At 37.7% G+C, this 15,905-nt stretch carries 13 protein-coding genes and 1 tRNA gene; 9 read left to right on the top strand and 5 right to left on the bottom strand.

Annotation, left to right across the window (positions count from 1 at the left end; genetic code table 11):
* Positions 1–104: 104 nt before the first annotated feature.
* From AC00Y6_RS10520 to AC00Y6_RS10510, 3 genes are all read left to right on the top strand, one after another.
* Complete coding sequence (locus AC00Y6_RS10520; RefSeq protein ID WP_474490580.1) at positions 105–767, top strand: histidine kinase; 663 nt, start codon at positions 105–107, stop codon at positions 765–767.
* Positions 768–778: 11 nt separating this feature from the next.
* Positions 779–1,129: an MmcQ/YjbR family DNA-binding protein gene (locus AC00Y6_RS10515; protein WP_474490579.1), complete on the top strand. Its 351-nt coding sequence runs from the start codon at positions 779–781 to the stop codon at positions 1,127–1,129.
* Positions 1,130–1,276: 147 nt separating this feature from the next.
* The gene (locus tag AC00Y6_RS10510; protein WP_474490578.1) at positions 1,277–3,535 is read left to right on the top strand and encodes a glycoside hydrolase family 3 C-terminal domain-containing protein; all 2,259 of its coding nucleotides are present in this window, start codon (positions 1,277–1,279) and stop codon (positions 3,533–3,535) included.
* A 55-nt stretch (positions 3,536–3,590) separates the two neighbouring features.
* Here the strand turns inward: AC00Y6_RS10510 and AC00Y6_RS10505 are convergent, their stop codons facing one another.
* Entirely contained in the window at positions 3,591–4,517 is a 927-nt protein-coding gene (locus AC00Y6_RS10505; RefSeq protein WP_474490577.1) for a bifunctional riboflavin kinase/FAD synthetase, read from the bottom strand.
* Between the two features lie 161 nt (positions 4,518–4,678).
* Here AC00Y6_RS10505 and atpD point away from each other — a divergent pair, with 161 nt between their 5' ends.
* From atpD to AC00Y6_RS10485, 4 genes are all read left to right on the top strand, one after another.
* A complete protein-coding gene (gene atpD / locus AC00Y6_RS10500) occupies positions 4,679–6,187 on the top strand; it encodes a F0F1 ATP synthase subunit beta (protein ID WP_474490576.1) in 1,509 nt (502 codons plus the stop codon).
* A 68-nt stretch (positions 6,188–6,255) separates the two neighbouring features.
* Positions 6,256–6,537 carry a FoF1 ATP synthase subunit delta/epsilon gene (locus tag AC00Y6_RS10495; protein WP_474490575.1) on the top strand — a complete coding sequence of 94 codons (282 nt, stop codon included), beginning with the start codon at positions 6,256–6,258 and terminating at the stop codon, positions 6,535–6,537.
* A gap of 252 nt (positions 6,538–6,789) precedes the next feature.
* Positions 6,790–8,208 carry a sugar MFS transporter gene (locus AC00Y6_RS10490; protein ID WP_474490574.1) on the top strand — a complete coding sequence of 473 codons (1,419 nt, stop codon included), beginning with the start codon at positions 6,790–6,792 and terminating at the stop codon, positions 8,206–8,208.
* 41 nt (positions 8,209–8,249) lie between these two features.
* Positions 8,250–8,684 (top strand): FKBP-type peptidyl-prolyl cis-trans isomerase, encoded by a 435-nt coding sequence (locus tag AC00Y6_RS10485; RefSeq protein ID WP_474490573.1) that lies wholly within the window; start codon positions 8,250–8,252, stop codon positions 8,682–8,684.
* A 48-nt stretch (positions 8,685–8,732) separates the two neighbouring features.
* Here AC00Y6_RS10485 and AC00Y6_RS10480 read toward each other — a convergent pair whose 3' ends face one another.
* From AC00Y6_RS10480 to AC00Y6_RS10465, 4 genes are all read right to left on the bottom strand, one after another.
* Positions 8,733–10,925 carry a B12-binding domain-containing radical SAM protein gene (locus tag AC00Y6_RS10480; RefSeq protein ID WP_474490572.1) on the bottom strand — a complete coding sequence of 731 codons (2,193 nt, stop codon included), beginning with the start codon at positions 10,923–10,925 and terminating at the stop codon, positions 8,733–8,735.
* A gap of 41 nt (positions 10,926–10,966) precedes the next feature.
* A tRNA-Arg gene (locus tag AC00Y6_RS10475) sits at positions 10,967–11,038 on the bottom strand.
* A gap of 24 nt (positions 11,039–11,062) precedes the next feature.
* Positions 11,063–11,572 (bottom strand): helix-turn-helix domain-containing protein, encoded by a 510-nt coding sequence (locus AC00Y6_RS10470; protein ID WP_474490571.1) that lies wholly within the window; start codon positions 11,570–11,572, stop codon positions 11,063–11,065.
* A 388-nt stretch (positions 11,573–11,960) separates the two neighbouring features.
* A complete protein-coding gene (locus tag AC00Y6_RS10465; RefSeq protein ID WP_474490570.1) occupies positions 11,961–13,016 on the bottom strand; it encodes a TerC/Alx family metal homeostasis membrane protein in 1,056 nt (351 codons plus the stop codon).
* A 341-nt stretch (positions 13,017–13,357) separates the two neighbouring features.
* On the opposite strand from AC00Y6_RS10465, the gene AC00Y6_RS10460 reads away from it, so the two are divergent.
* Both AC00Y6_RS10460 and AC00Y6_RS10455 read left to right on the top strand, forming a co-directional pair.
* A complete protein-coding gene (locus AC00Y6_RS10460) occupies positions 13,358–14,467 on the top strand; it encodes a M14 family zinc carboxypeptidase (protein WP_474490569.1) in 1,110 nt (369 codons plus the stop codon).
* Positions 14,468–14,819: 352 nt separating this feature from the next.
* Complete coding sequence (locus tag AC00Y6_RS10455; protein WP_474490568.1) at positions 14,820–15,896, top strand: lactonase family protein; 1,077 nt, start codon at positions 14,820–14,822, stop codon at positions 15,894–15,896.
* Positions 15,897–15,905: the final 9 nt, after the last annotated feature.

The raw sequence follows: 15,905 nt of genomic DNA, 5'->3' as shown, positions 1-15,905 counted from the left end.
GGGAAAAATACCGGCAACAATGACTTATAAAATATGGTTAAAGCTGCAAATAGCAACCAGCAAAGTGTAAAAAATAATTATCTTTGAAGCCTTAAAATTAAGGCATGAAAAAATTCATCTATATATTTTCCATTATATTTTCGGTTACTGCAACGGCACAAAGTGCCAAAGAAATTATTGATAAAAATATAGAAAATTCTGGTGGCCTTACCAGCTGGAAACTCCTCAACACCGTTCAGATTCAGGGTCGCGTAACCTTGGGTGTTAATGACCAATACCCTATAAAAATTTATCAGCAACGTCCCAATCTTACAAAAACAGCAATCATAATGGCGGGTAAAGAGACGCCTGTAGAGGGTTACGATGGCAAAAATGGTTACGCGATGAACTATGCACAGAATAAGCTTCAGCAATATAATGATTATGTCCCCGAAAATTTTGATAATGATTTTATAGACTGGGATAACAAAGGGTTTGAAGCCAAATTCCTGGGTAAAGAAAAGATTGGTGAGCAGTATTTTTATAAAGTTGAGTTGACCAAAAATGTCAACAAAACCATTTATTTTTTTGATGTGAAAAATTACATGCTTTTTCGCGAAATCAAAAAAGATGAAGTCCTCACTTATTCCGATTATAAGCGTGTTGGCAACGTATTGATGCCTTACCGTATCGAATCATCATCGCCTAAAAAAGACAGCGATTATGTCATGATGATCAACAAAATCGAAATCAATAAAGAGTTGCCGAAGAATACCTTCAAATTCTAATCTACTCATCTATGGAAGTTGAAGAAATCAGGGATTATTGCCTCGCTAAAAATGGTGTCACAGAAAGTTTTCCTTTCAATTCTGAAACTCTCGTATTTAAGGTAGCAGGCAAAATATTTTTGTTAATTCGCCTTGAGAAACAACCTACCAGCTTTTCCGCAAAAGCTAACCCCGAGTGGAGCGAAACTTTACGCGAAGAATTTCCCCAGATTTCCGGCGCCTACCACATGAATAAAACCCATTGGAATTCGGTGGTTTGTGATGGACTAAAGAAAGATTTAATTATCCAGCTTATTGACCATTCTTATGATTTGGTTTTCCAATCATTGCCAAAAAAGCTCCAGTCAGAGATTGTTAGCTAACTATTTTTATTAACATTCAGTTTACTTTATAACGCAATGAATTCTGATAATTCATTGATGATCTTGTAAATTTTTATTTTCTCATTTTGAGATAATACAGGAATTTGTATATTTAGCATTCTTAAATTGTATAGAAAATTAAATATTATGATCAAAAAAATAGTGGTTTTGTCAATGCTTGGTTGCATCATGCAATTTGGCTTTGCTCAGAAGAAGTTACCTATTTATCAGGATGATTCCAAGCCTGTGGAGCAGCGTATAGAGGATGCGATGTCCAAGATGACATTGGAAGAAAAAATCAATCTTATCCATGCACAGTCCAAATTCAGTTCGCATGGCGTTCCCAGGCTGGGGATTCCCGAGCTTTGGACGGCTGATGGACCGCATGGCGTCCGCTCAGAGGTACTTTGGGACGAGTGGGACCAGGCAGGCTGGACCAATGATTCGATTATTGCTTATCCTGCATTGACAGCGTTAGCCGCAACGTGGAACCGTAATATGTCTTCCGTCTATGGAAAATCATTGGGCGAAGAAGCTCGTTACAGAAAAAAGGATGTCATTCTTGGGCCGGGTGTAAATATTTACCGTACACCGCTCAATGGGCGCAATTTCGAGTATATGGGGGAAGATCCTTTTTTAACTTCCCAGATGGTTATACCCTATATTAAAGGTGTTCAGGCAAATGGTGTGGCCACAAGTGTAAAGCATTTTGCACTAAACAATCAGGAGACTTTCCGCCATACAAGTAACGTGATTTTAGATGACAGGGCATTGTATGAGATCTATTTACCACCATTCAAAGCAGCAGTTCAGGAAGGTGATTCATGGACTATTATGGGAGCCTATGATTTGTATAAAGGTCAGCATGCCAGCCATAATCAATATTTACTCAATGATATCCTGAAAGGTGAATGGGGCTACAAAGGTGTAGTTATATCAGATTGGGGTGCTGTTTTAGATACCAATCAGGCTATCCATAATGGTTTAGATTTAGAATTCGGATCATGGACCAATGGTTTATCAAAGGGAACCAGTAATGCTTATGATAATTATTACATGGCAAAACCGTACCTCGATTTGATTAAAGCTGGGAAAGTCGGTACCAAGGAACTGGATGATAAAGTCCGCCGTGTTCTTGGTTTAGCTTATAAAACATCCATGAACAGGAATAAGCCATTAGGTTCAATTGCTTCGGAGGATCATATTGCTGCAGCTAAACAGATTGGGATGGAAGGCATTGTCCTACTTCAGAATCAAAGAGCGACTTTGCCAATCAATTTATCAAAAACTAAAAAAATTGCGGTCATAGGTGAGAATGCGATTAAAATGATGACAGTGGGGGGCGGAAGTTCTTCCCTAAAAGTTAAATACGAAACCCTGCCACTGGACGGAATTAAGGAGAGATTTGGCAAACAAGCAGAAGTGGTGTATGCCAGAGGTTATGTGGGAGATGTAGGTGGTGATTACAATGGCGTGAAATCGGGCCAGAATCTTAAAGAAACCCGTTCTTCATCAGAACTGATTGCAGAAGCTGTAAAAGTGGCGAAAGAATCAGACTTTGTTGTTTTTGTGGGAGGTCTTAACAAAAGTGATCATCAGGATGCAGAAGGCATGGACAGGGAAAGTTACGGCTTGCCTTATAATCAGGATGCAGTGATTTCCGCTTTGGCCAAAGCTAATAAAAACCTAGCTGTTGTGTTGATTTCCGGCAATGCCGTGGCAATGCCTTGGGTAAAAGACGTTCCGTCTATTCTCCAATCTTGGTATCTTGGTTCCGAAGCTGGACACGCCATTGCAGCAGTTTTGGCTGGAGATGCTAATCCTTCAGGGAAATTGCCTTTCACTTTCCCTGTTAAGTTAGAAGATAATTCTGCGCACGCTTTGGGAGAATATCCCGGAAACAAAGCAGAATTGGCTGCTGGAAAAGGCAAAGATTTAAAAGATCCTATTAATATTACTTATAATGAAGGCATCCTAGTTGGCTACCGCTGGCATGATACCAAACATATCAAACCACTATTCAGTTTTGGGCATGGCCTCAGTTATACAACTTTCGAATATGGAAAAGTGAAAGCCGATAAATCTGAACTAACTGCCGATGACAAAATTACGTTTACTGTAAATATTAAAAATACGGGTAAAGTAAACGGTGCAGAAGTGGTACAGCTCTACATCAGCGACCTAAAATCATCGTTACCAAGGCCTTTGAAAGAATTGAAAGGCTTTGACAAAGTTTATTTAAAAGCGGGAGAATCCAAGGATGTCTCCATCACAATTGATAAATCAGCATTGAGTTATTTTGATCCCGCAAAACATGATTGGGTAGCAGAACCAGGTGATTTCGAAGCACTTGTAGGAAGCTCCTCTGATGATATCAGAACGAAAATTAAGTTCACCTTGAAATAGAAATTGAGCTTATTTATAAAATTAAAGGATGGTTTTTGCCATCCTTTATTGCTTTTTAAAACCGAAACTCTTCCGTCAGTTTTTTATCAAGATCCAGTTTTTCAATCAGCTTTTCCATACCATCGAATTTGATTTCGTCATGAAGGAAATCCCTGAATTTGACTGTGATCTCTTTGCCATATAGGTCTTTATCAAAATCAAGAATATAGACTTCGGTGTGCAAAGAATGATTTTTATCGTCCACCGTAGGATTGGTTCCAATGCTCAGCATGCCTTTATAAAACTCCCCGTCAACATCAACTTCTACTATATAAGCACCGTTTTTAGGAAGCAATTTGTTGACAGGCACTTCAATATTGGCGGTAGGGTAGCCAATTGTTCTGCCCAGTTTTTTGCCATGGATCACTTTTCCAGTTAAAGGGTAATAGTAACCTAACATTTGGTTGGCTTCTATAATTTTTCCTTCGGAGAGGGCATGTCTTATTTTTGTAGAACTGATATTGAGGTCATTGTTCGTCACCGCCTGCAATTGATCTACCTTAAAACCCAATTCACCCGACAGTGAGTTCAAAAGATTAAAATCCCCGCTTTTGTTCTTGCCAAAAGTGTGGTCGTGACCTATTATAATATGTTTAACATTCAGTTTATCAACCAATATTTTTTCACAGAATTCTGTTCCGGTTAGATTTCGGAATTCTTCATCAAAGGTTTTGAGAAAAATATTTTGGATGCCGCTTTTTTCAAGAAGTTCAAGTTTTTCCTCAAGTGTATTCAGCATCTTGACATTATCGTTAGGATTTAAAAATTTTCTAGGATGAGGCCAAAAGCTGAGAATAGCAGACTCCAGATGCTCTCTTTCCGCAATCTGGTTTAGCTGGCGGATGATGGATAAATGCCCAAGGTGGACACCGTCAAACATACCTAAAGATAGTGCTAGCGGTGTTTGCAGCTGATAATCTGTAAAGTCTCTGATGATTTTCAAACTCTGAATTTTAGGGCAAATATATTTGAATTTTGCCGAGGGAAAAAATGCACTTAAAATTGGTGCTACATATTGTTCAACAAATATGATAAAAATCTTTTTTTCATACAATGCTGATTTGCGAAGTTTTATTATCTTTGCGCACAAGTAAAAATTTAGTAATGGCAAACCTAATTAAAGGAAAAATTTCACAAATTATTGGACCGGTTATCGACGTGGTTTTTAATGAAGTTGAAGAATTACCAAAAATATATGATGCTCTTGAAATCACCAAAAACAATGGACAAAAAGTTGTTTTGGAAGTAGAGCAACACATTGGAGAAGATGTTGTAAGATGTATCGCAATGGATGCTACAGACGGTCTTCAACGTGGCCAGGATGTTGTGGTAACCGGAAAACAGATTACAATGCCGGTAGGTGAAGGTATCAACGGACGTCTTTTTAACGTTGTGGGTGATGCAATCGACGGAATCCAGGATTTGTCTAAAGAAAACGGTTTGCCCATCCACAGAGAAGCACCAAAATTTGACCAGTTATCTACTTCCGCAGAAGTTCTTTTTACAGGGATCAAAGTAATTGACCTTGTAGAACCTTACGCAAAAGGAGGTAAAATCGGATTGTTTGGTGGTGCTGGTGTAGGAAAAACAGTATTGATCCAGGAATTGATCAACAATATCGCAAAAGGTCACGGTGGTCTTTCCGTATTCGCAGGGGTAGGAGAAAGAACCAGAGAAGGAAATGACCTTTTGAGAGAAATGTTGGAATCTGGTATTATCAAATATGGTGATGACTTTATGCATTCTATGGAAAACGGTGGATGGGATATTTCCAAAGTTGACCTAGAGGTAATGAAAGACTCAAAAGCAGCGTTTGTATTTGGACAGATGAACGAGCCGCCAGGAGCAAGAGCAAGGGTAGCATTATCTGGTTTGACTTTGGCAGAATATTACAGAGACGGTGGAGAATCAGGACAGGGTAGAGATGTATTGTTCTTTGTAGATAACATTTTCCGTTTTACACAGGCCGGTTCCGAGGTGTCCGCACTTTTGGGACGTATGCCTTCAGCGGTAGGTTACCAACCAACATTGGCATCTGAGATGGGTGCGATGCAGGAACGAATTACTTCAACTAAAAATGGTTCTATTACATCTGTTCAGGCAGTTTATGTACCTGCAGATGACTTAACAGACCCGGCGCCGGCAACAACTTTTGCCCACTTGGATGCCACTACAGTATTGGATAGAAAAATTGCTTCATTAGGTATTTACCCAGCTGTAGATCCATTGGCTTCTACGTCAAGAATCTTGGCTCCGGAAATCATTGGTGACGAGCATTATAACTGTGCACAGAGAGTAAAAGAAATTTTACAGAGATACAAAGCGTTGCAGGATATTATCGCCATCTTGGGTATGGAAGAATTGTCCGAAGAAGATAAATTGGTTGTTTACAGAGCTAGAAAAGTACAGAGATTCTTGTCTCAACCGTTCCACGTTGCTGAGCAGTTTACAGGTCTTAAAGGATCTTTAGTTGATATCAAAGATACCATCAAAGGATTTAATATGATTATTGACGGAGAGTTAGATCAATATCCGGAAGCCGCATTTAACCTGAAAGGTACCATTGAGGAAGCCATTGCTGCCGGACAGAAAATGTTAGCAGAAAACGTTTAATTTGCTGATTGCTTTTAGCTGATAGCGATTGCTATTTGCCAAAAGCCAAAAGCCAAAAGCCAATTAAAATGAATATAAAAATTTTAACTCCGGAGCATGTTGTTTTTGATGGTGAAGTAGATTCAGTTTTACTGCCTGGCAAAAGTGGCGAGTTCCAGATTTTCAAAAATCACGCAGCGATAGTTTCTGCTTTGGTCGGAGGAAAGGTAAAAGTGTATACAGATCATGTTAACGCACCTTACAATAAGTTTTTCACCAAGGAGCATGAAGCTAAATCAGCTTTCTCGTATGAAATCAAAAGCGGGGTTTTAGAATTTAATAATGATAAAGGCATTATTCTTTGCGAATAAACCTTTAATAAATAGAATGAAAAGGCGGATCAACAGCAGTTGCATCCGCTTTTTTGTGAATTAAATTTAGCTCATTTAGACCAAATTTGGTTATAATTTTACAATAGCGTTTTCTTAAATCATGCGTAACAGTCACATTATCTGAATGTAATATATTTTCCGGCGACGGAATTCAAAATTAATTTTAAGAATAGAGTATTTATCGGGAAAAGAATTATCTTTAGGTTCTTTTATTTTCAAAAAAGACTGATTATGACGAACGATGTACAATCGAAAAGGAATTACACTGTTCCTTTGATGACGATTACGCTTTTATTCTTTATGTGGGGTTTCATCACCTGTATGAATGACATCCTAATCCCTTACCTCAAACAACTTTTCAGCCTCACTTTCTTCGAATCAATGCTGGTTCAGTTTTGTTTCTTTGGTGCTTATTTTATAGGCTCGCTGATCTATTTTATCATTTCCACGACTAAGGGTGACCCTATTGACAAAGTTGGTTATAAAAAGGGAATTCTTTTCGGGATTTTCCTGGCCGCGTTTGGGTGTGTATTGTTTTATCCGGCAGCCAGTATGGCTTCGTATCCATTATTTTTAGGTGCGCTTTTTATCTTAGGATTAGGTTTCACCGTTTTACAAATTACAGCAAACGCTTATGTATCTTTGTTAGGTCCCGAGGATTCTGCCTCCAGCAGATTGAATATGACACAGGCTTTCAACGCTTTTGGAACAACCATTGCGCCGGTTTTAGGAGGTCATTTGATCTTCGAATTATTTTCTGAAGCAGACGGTTCTTTCTCTGCATCAGCGACAAAAATACCTTACCTCATTTTTGCAGCCATCTTACTTTTGGTAGCGGTTATGATTTCCCGTGTAAAGCTACCGGATTTTAAGGTAGAGGGTGATGAGATCGTAAAAGGTTTTGGCGCATTGCAGCACAATCACCTGAAATTTGGTGTTTTGGCCATGTTCTGTTACGTGGGTGGTGAAGTAGCGGTGGGAAGTTTTATTATCAGCTTTCTGGAGCAGCCTCAGGTGATGAATCTTACAGAAGTTGTTAGTAAAAACTACCTTTCCCTGTATTGGGGCGGCGCCATGATAGGGCGTTTCCTTGGTGCTATTTCATTGAACCATTCTATCAGCCAGGGTAAGAAGGCATTGTATATGCTGGGAGCTGCGGCTGCTGTTTTCCTTGTGATTTTCAGTATTGTTGATTTATCATTTTCGCAGATTAGTTTCTTCCTCGTGTTTATTGCATTGAACTTTGTTGCATTTTTTATCGGGAAATCTGCTCCGGCAAGAACTTTATCCATTTTTGCTGCTGTCAATGTTTTATTATTGATTTCAGCCATGTTAAACCAAGGCCCTTTGGCGATGTACAGCATCTTGGGTATCGGTATTTTTAACTCGATTATGTTCTCTAATATTTATACATTGGCGATCTCAGGTTTAGGAAAATACACCAGTCAGGGCTCTTCATTAGTGGTGATGGCCATTTTGGGCGGTGCTATTGTCCCAATTATCCAAGGATATCTGGCAGATCAGTTTGGGGTTCAGCATTCGTTTATTATTCCCGTATTTTGCTACATCGTTATATTGATTTTTGGCGCTTACTGTACCAAATATCTTGGCCACGTAAAACAGGATGCGGACGCGAAGTCTGGGCATTAATGGTTTCATTTTGTTAATAATAGAATTTTAAAAACAATATTATGGGAGTTGCAGATTTATTATTAAAAAAGAAAAAAGCTTTGGCCGAGAAAAACCTAAACGATGGCAAAGCCTATATGGAAACCAATGCCGCTAAAGATGGCGTAGTGACTTTGCCAAGTGGCCTGCAATATGAGATTATTACAGAAGGCGACGGCGCCAAGCCGAAAGCTAAAGATACCGTGAAATGCCATTATCATGGGACAACCATCACTGGCGAAGTGTTTGACAGTTCTGTTAAACGCGGCAAACCGGCGTCTTTCCCACTCAATAGGGTTATCTCTGGCTGGACAGAAGCTTTGCAATTAATGACTGTGGGAAGCAAATGGCGGTTAACTTTGCCACCCAATCTGGCGTATGGCGAGGAGCAAATCAGTAAAGAGATAGGCCCGAACAGTACCCTTATTTTTGAAGTGGAATTGTTGGGGATCCAATAATAATACAGACAAAAATCCCGAACCTGAGTCCGGGATTTTTTTTTTGTTTTAAAGGCTGAGTATCACGCCGTTTTCTTTAAGCTGCTGTATTGGTTTTGAAAACCAAAAAATTTCGAAATCATCAAAATGATTTTCAAAATCGTTTTTAAGTTGCTGAAGAGTGATTTTTTTAGTATTTCCGATAGAAAATTCTTTTAATATTCTCAGCAGCCAGTTGCCTTGGTCTCTTTCCAGTTCCAGTTTTAGAACATTAGTCTTAAGATGGAAGGTCATTTGTTTTAGATCACGTGATATTCCTTTTTTTGTTTTGGTAATATCCATCGCAATGGCATTTTGATCTGTAAAGATAATTTTGGCATTGGTTTTAAAAGAAAACTGGTCATCTTCCAACAGGCAATCGTGGATATAATCTGGATGAATCGTTGTTTTTGGAATCTTAAAATCAAACCAATCCTGCAAAGGCATTTCAAAATTGATCCCGTGCATATAATTGAACAGCGATTTTTTGAGTCCAAAACTGAACCTGCTGTGATCTATGCCCGTTTTATCGCTAAAATCAATATCATTATTGGCAAATGTAATCTCGTGAATAGTTGGGATCACTCCATATTCTTCCGGGTTGATACCGACCGGGGAATGAGCCGTCATAGCAAACTGGTGCCAAAAACCGCTTTGTAAAATCCCCATTTCAAACAGTTGGCGAACCATTTCCAAAGCATCTACCGTCTCCTGAACGGTTTGCGTAGGGTAGCCATACATCAGATACGCATGCACCATAATGCCAGCTTCGGTAAAATTGCGGGTTACCCTGGCTACCTGATCTACGGAAACGCCTTTGTCGATCAGCTTTAGTAATCGATCGCTTGCCACTTCTAATCCGCCAGAAACTGCAATACAGCCAGACAATTTCAGAAGAAAACACAAATCTTGCGTAAAGCTTTTCTCAAAACGGATATTCGTCCACCAAGTTACTACCAGGTTTCGCTTCAGGATTTCCAAGGCTACTTCCCGCATCAGTGCTGGTGGCGCAGCCTCATCCACAAAATGGAATCCCGTTTCACCTGTTGAAGCAATCAATTCTTCCATCCTATCCACTAAAATTTTGGCAGAAATCGGTTCATAAATCTTGATATAATCCAGCGAAATATCGCAAAAAGTACACTTGCCCCAGTAGCAACCGTGCGCCATGGTTAGCTTGTTCCACCGCCCGTCACTCCAAAGGCTGTGCATAGGATTGGCTACTTCTATCACAGAAATATAACGGCTGAGTTGTAAGTCAGAATAATCTGGAGAGCCAATTTGGGACTGTGTATAGTCATGTTGATACGAATTATTTTTATAAACAACGTGACCATCTTCCAACAAAAAAGTCCTTTTATATATGCCTTGACTTAAATCAGGTAGGGAAATATTTTCAAAAAGGAGTTCCAAAGGCAGTTCGCCATCGTCTAAAGTAATGAAATCAAAAAACTCAAAAACCCTTTGATCTTTGACTTCCCTCAGTTCTGTATTAGGAAAACCACCGCCCATAGCTGTCTTTATGTTGGGGTAGTTTTCTTTAATCATTTGGGCACAACGAAATGCGGAATATAAATTCCCGGGAAACGGCACCGAAAAACAAACCAATTTTGGCTGCACAAGCTCCATATTTTCCTGAAGTATTTTGAGCGTGATGGTATCAATATAACTCTCAGAACCAGTTATTTTATCGTAAAGTTCATCAAAAGAGTTGGCACTTTTCCCAAGGCGTTCTGCGTATCGGCTGAATCCAAAATCGGGATCAATGTTTTCGACGATATAATCGGAAAGATCCTCTAGGTAGAGCGTTGCCAAATGTTTGGCTTTATCCTGCAATCCCATATTACCAAAAGCAAACTCCATATCATCCAACTGGTTGAAACGTGATGCTTCGGGCAAGAAGTTCATGGTGCAAATTTGCCTTGCCAAAGTTGGGTTTTGATTTTGGAGAAAGAGTATGACCTGATCTATTGTTTTGATATAGTCTTCACGAAGTGCGAAAATGCGTTGTGAATTAGCTGACACACTGGCAACATCAATCTCGGTATCAAAAATATCTCTCAAGCCTTGTTTTGAAAAAAGTTGCAAAATGACCTCGATACCAAGATCAATCTGATAGCTGGAAATATGTTTTGTATTAAGAAAACCCTTGATGTAAGCAGTAGCCGGGTATGGCGTGTTTAGTTGCGTAAAAGGTGGTGTGATAAGAAGCAGATCTTTCAAAAATAACTTTTTGCAAAGATAAGTAATTACTACTGTTTTTGTAGCCTCACCAGGAATCGAACCTGGATCTAAAGTTTAGGAAACTTCTATTCTATCCGTTGAACTATGAGGCCCTGAAATTGGAGTGACAAAATTAGTTAATTTTCGTAAGTCTCGAAAGTCCCATCGTGATAAAAAAACACAATTCTTTTAATTTCTTTTCGTTGAGGCATTGTTATATCATCAATCTTGTCTAATCGCTGAGAATCGGATATTTTTTTTATTCCTTCATGTTCATCAGTTCTATTTGATTCTCGTGAATCGGATTGTGGCGATAAATCTTTTCCAAAATTGTCATCATCGATTAAAGAGAATAGATCCGGTATTGATTTCTTTTCCTTTACTTTTGGTTCATCGATTATTTGGATAGGTTCGGGAGTTTCTTCTTTTTCACTAACCAACATTTCTCCCTCACCAGTAATTAACCAATTCCATTCAAGGTCAGGGAATTTGTTCTTAATCTTGGTGATGAAGTCTAGGGAAGGTTTGTTTCTCCCGGATACAATGTGCGAAATACTGGATCGCTGCACGCCAATCTCTTCGGCAAATTCTGCAGGGCTAAGCTTAGAGTATTCGATTACTTTTGTGATTCTGTCATTGAATTCCATTTCACAAATGTAAAAAATAAAAATGAATTTAAAATTACAAATGTAATAAGAGGTTAATTACATTTGTAATCTGTTTTTACTGCTTGAATATCTAATGGTTGATAACTATGTAAACTACTATTAATAAAGGTTTTATAATTAGTTTTGTTATTAAGTATCAATCTTTAGCATATAGGTTTTACATACCTTTTGTGGAAAAGTTATATCAAGTAATAAACTTTGTGGAAAACCATAAATACAAAAAAAATCCACCTACATCTAATATCTGGAGGTGGATTGCTGTTGTAAATAAAACAAAAAATTACGTTTTAGAAGTCATTTGATGACTTAAAAATCTAGTAAAATTTACATTCTATTATCATTAAATATTAACAATTGAAACCTTGAACTACACATGGTGCTGCTCCTTTTTGATGGGGAAGAGTAGGGAAGCACCTATGCTTATGACAAGGATGGAGATAATAACTATAAGAGAATGAGAAGTGCTGAAACCTATATCATCCAGGTAATGATGGAAGATCATTTTCAGACCAATAAATGCAAGCAATGCTGCCAGACCAACTTTGAGAAAACGGAATTTATTAACAATACCCGCCAATAAAAAGAACATTGATCTGAGTCCGATAATTGCAAAAATATTAGAGAAAAAGACAATATAAGGATCCTTGGTTACTGAGAAAATCGCAGGGATGCTGTCAACTGCGAAGATAAGATCTGTTAATTCTATGATAATTAAAACCAGGAAAAGCGGTGTCATTTTCTTAACGCCATCTATCACAGTGAAGAAATGGTTACCTACAAACTGGTTATGAACCTTGAAATGCTTCTGGGCAAACTTTACCACAGGATGGTGTTGGGGATCAATCTTCTCATGTTTATTGCGCTCTATGAACATCTTGATACCGGTGTAAACCAAAAATGCCCCAAAGATATACATGATCCAGTCAAACTTCTGAATGAGTGCTGCTCCTATAAATATGAAGAGGAACCTCATTACAATAGCACCAAAAATCCCCCAAAACAACACGCGGTGATAATTGGATGGCGCAACACCAAATCCACTAAATATTAAAAGAATCACGAATATATTATCCACAGATAATGCATATTCTACCACATAACCTGTAAGGAACTCCAGACCTAAATTTTTATCATAAAGCATAATGCTATATTCTAAATTATCTGGAACAATTCTGACAGGGTGGTGGTGTTTGTGAACCACCTCCTGAAGCCGTTCCATACTATCTATCCCATGTATCAAATGACCGTAATAGGTAAGTAGTATATAGAAGCCTAATGCCATAAGTACCATAAAAACGCTCATTAATCCAGCTTGCTTAAGAGAGACAGATGCTTTCTTTTTGGTAAAAAGTCCCAAATCCAAAAACAAGATTAGAGCGATAAAGGTTAAAAACCCAATCAGGAATAGAAGTTCGTTGCTCATAACTATTATTTATTCCCACAAAAATAGGGAATTAATTAGAATTTAACCAGTTACACATTTGTAAAAATCAGCATTTAAAGGCTATTTACGCGTTTAGTGATTTGATGAACAGTTCAGCAAACACCTTTATTAATCAACTTAAAGTAGATTTTAAAATTAACTTTATTTAAAATTTATAAAAAACTGATTTTTAGTTGTTTATGTAACTTAAATATTAATTGTTCAATTAACAAAATAATCAACAGACAAACTGTCATTTTGTACTGTTTAATACATTTACAAATGTAATTTGGCTAAAGTCTGCATTATTACTAATTTTGTCATGTCAAAACAAAACAGCAATGAACCCAGATTTTCCTTATGTTAGAAATGTAAACTTCCCAGAACGTTATATTTCCCCGGAAAAATTATCTGAATACCTACAGCAGAATTACAGCGATTCTATAAAATTGATAGGACAGTCTAGTTTGGGTAAACCTATTTGTATGATGACCTTGGGAAAAGGTTCTTTGAAAGTGGCCGCGTGGTCACAGATGCACGGTAATGAATCTACCGCAACATTGGCGATGCTGGATCTGTTAACTATTTTTGAAAAACATCCTGAGCTACAGGATAAACTTTTTGAAAAGATACAACTCGATTTTATTTTTATGCTAAATCCGGACGGGTCTGAATTGTGGACAAGACGCAATGCTTTTGATATTGATATTAATCGGGATTTCCTGCGAACTTCCAGCACTGAGATGAAAATCCTTAAAAAGCAGATCCTAGAAAATAATTACGATTATCTGCTGAACCTGCATGACCAAAGAACTATTTTTACAACAGATGGTGTACATCCAGCAACACTGTCATTCTTGTCGCCATCTGAAAACAAGGAAAGGGACATTACAGAAAATCGTAAAAAAAGCATGGCGGTTATTGCCTCGGTCTTTTTACAGATGAAACAAGATTTGCCCAACCGAATTGCAAAATATACGGATGAGTTTTATCCAACTTCCAGTGGTGACAACTTTATGAAAGCCGGAATCCCAACTATTTTATTCGAAGGTGGTTATTTTGAAAATGACTTGGGCAGATCCAAAACCCGTGAATATTACACAGAAGCTATTTATTATTCACTAAAAGCAATGTCGGTTCTTAAGGGTGCTACATTGGGCTATGAAACATATTTTGATATTCCGCAAAACAAAGAGTCTCATTTTGATGTTATTTACAGAAATGTAAAATTGAATACAGAATTTGATTGTGTATTGGATATTGCCGTACAATATCGTGAAGTTTTGGATGAAAAAAATAATCTAACGTACAAACCATTTGTAGTTGAAGTCGGAGATTTGAGTTTAAAAAAAGCTTGGCAAGAATTAGACTGTGCCAACAAAAAATTTGTCTCTCTCAAAAAATTTCCAAAGTTGGATGCAGAAGTTGATTTTAAAATTGAAGACAAGTAGTTGCATTGTTGATCTCTTGTGTTAGAACTAACAAAATCATAGAGAACGCTGAATGTTTATAATCCTTAATAAACCCGAATTTAAATAGTACAATTTAACATAATATAAATTATAGGATATTTTGTTCATTGCTTTAAAGACTTTGTTTACAGTTTTTTTATAATCCCGACTTTGTACTTTCCTCCTTTAATTTGATTACGATTTATTCTTATCCTTACCATTCTAATTTCCTGTAATGGGTTGAAATATTTCTTTGGCTTAATTTTTATTATCCTATATTGTGGTTTTAATTAATAAACCCTTATACAGTGGAATGAAAATTACATACTTTCTCTTGTTCTTTAGTTTTTTTATGGCAAATCATATATCGGCGCAACAGACTATTATTGTGGGCACCTATACCAATAGTGAAAAATGCAGCAGTGACGGCATTTATATCTTTGATTTTGATCAAAACAGCTTCAAATCCAAGTTAAAAGCTAGCACACAAAGTATTATAAATCCCAGTTTTGTAAGCCTAAACCCCACTAAGAATCTATTATTCTCTGTAAACGAAAATGGCATTAACAGCACCATCAGCTCTTTTATCCTTGATGAGAGCAACGGGAAAATCACAAAAAAAGATGAGAAAAAAACATTGGGCGAAGATCCTTGTTTTTTGATTTCCGATGATCAACATATCATTGTAGCCAATTATTCGGGCGGCAGCATTAATGTTTTCAATTATTTGCAGGACGGACAACTGTCTGAAGTGGTACAAAATATCGCTTTTGAAGGAGCCGGCTACAATCCCAAAAGGCAGGAAAAATCACATATCCATCAGGTACAGTTTTCGCCAGACCATCAATATGTGATTGCTACAGACCTTGGTTTGGACAAACTATATGTTTACAGGTATCACAAGAATGGCAGCCCCATACTTGAAAAAATATCAGAACTCGATATCAAACCTGGATCTGGGCCGCGTCACCTTGCCTTCTCAAAAGATGGAAAAATGGTTTATCTGGTGCAGGAACTGAGTGGCGACCTTTCGGTTTTGAGTTTTGAACAGGGACAGTTAAAGTTGTTACAGGAAGAAACATTGCTCTCGAGGAAAGTCCGTTTTAATTTCCGTGCAGCAGATATTCATCTTTCTAATAATGAGAAGTTCCTCTATGTGACCAACCGCGATGCGGCGGATGATATCACAGCTTTTAAAATCCTGAAAGATGGTACTGTCAAGAAGGTGCAGCAAATCAAAACAACGGGCAGGAATCCACGGAATTTTGCCATCAGTCCTAATAACAAACTGTTGCTGATTGCTAATCAAGATACTAATAGAATCAATATATTCACCAGAGATACAAAAAGTGGCGTACTTACTGCTACAAGGCACTCTATCCCTGTTTGTAGTCCCGTTAATGTTGTTTTTTTTGAAAACGGAAAGTAAAATGATTAA

This window comes from Epilithonimonas sp. (assembly GCF_056329745.1).
Note: the sequence above shows the minus strand (reverse complement) of the source record. Positions and strands in the feature narration are given on the sequence as shown.

What these genes read in the sequence shown, in the direction of transcription:
- AC00Y6_RS10520 (WP_474490580.1), top strand. Translation starts at nt 105, where the DNA reads ATGAAAAAATTCATCTATATATTTTCCATTATATTTTCGGTTACTGCA.
- AC00Y6_RS10515 (WP_474490579.1), top strand. Translation starts at nt 779, where the DNA reads ATGGAAGTTGAAGAAATCAGGGATTATTGCCTCGCTAAAAATGGTGTC.
- AC00Y6_RS10510 (WP_474490578.1), top strand. Translation starts at nt 1,277, where the DNA reads ATGATCAAAAAAATAGTGGTTTTGTCAATGCTTGGTTGCATCATGCAA.
- atpD (WP_474490576.1), top strand. Translation starts at nt 4,679, where the DNA reads ATGGCAAACCTAATTAAAGGAAAAATTTCACAAATTATTGGACCGGTT.
- AC00Y6_RS10495 (WP_474490575.1), top strand. Translation starts at nt 6,256, where the DNA reads ATGAATATAAAAATTTTAACTCCGGAGCATGTTGTTTTTGATGGTGAA.
- AC00Y6_RS10490 (WP_474490574.1), top strand. Translation starts at nt 6,790, where the DNA reads ATGACGAACGATGTACAATCGAAAAGGAATTACACTGTTCCTTTGATG.
- AC00Y6_RS10485 (WP_474490573.1), top strand. Translation starts at nt 8,250, where the DNA reads ATGGGAGTTGCAGATTTATTATTAAAAAAGAAAAAAGCTTTGGCCGAG.
- AC00Y6_RS10470 (WP_474490571.1), bottom strand. Translation starts at nt 11,572, where the DNA reads ATGGAATTCAATGACAGAATCACAAAAGTAATCGAATACTCTAAGCTT.
- AC00Y6_RS10465 (WP_474490570.1), bottom strand. Translation starts at nt 13,016, where the DNA reads ATGAGCAACGAACTTCTATTCCTGATTGGGTTTTTAACCTTTATCGCT.
- AC00Y6_RS10460 (WP_474490569.1), top strand. Translation starts at nt 13,358, where the DNA reads ATGAACCCAGATTTTCCTTATGTTAGAAATGTAAACTTCCCAGAACGT.
- AC00Y6_RS10455 (WP_474490568.1), top strand. Translation starts at nt 14,820, where the DNA reads ATGGCAAATCATATATCGGCGCAACAGACTATTATTGTGGGCACCTAT.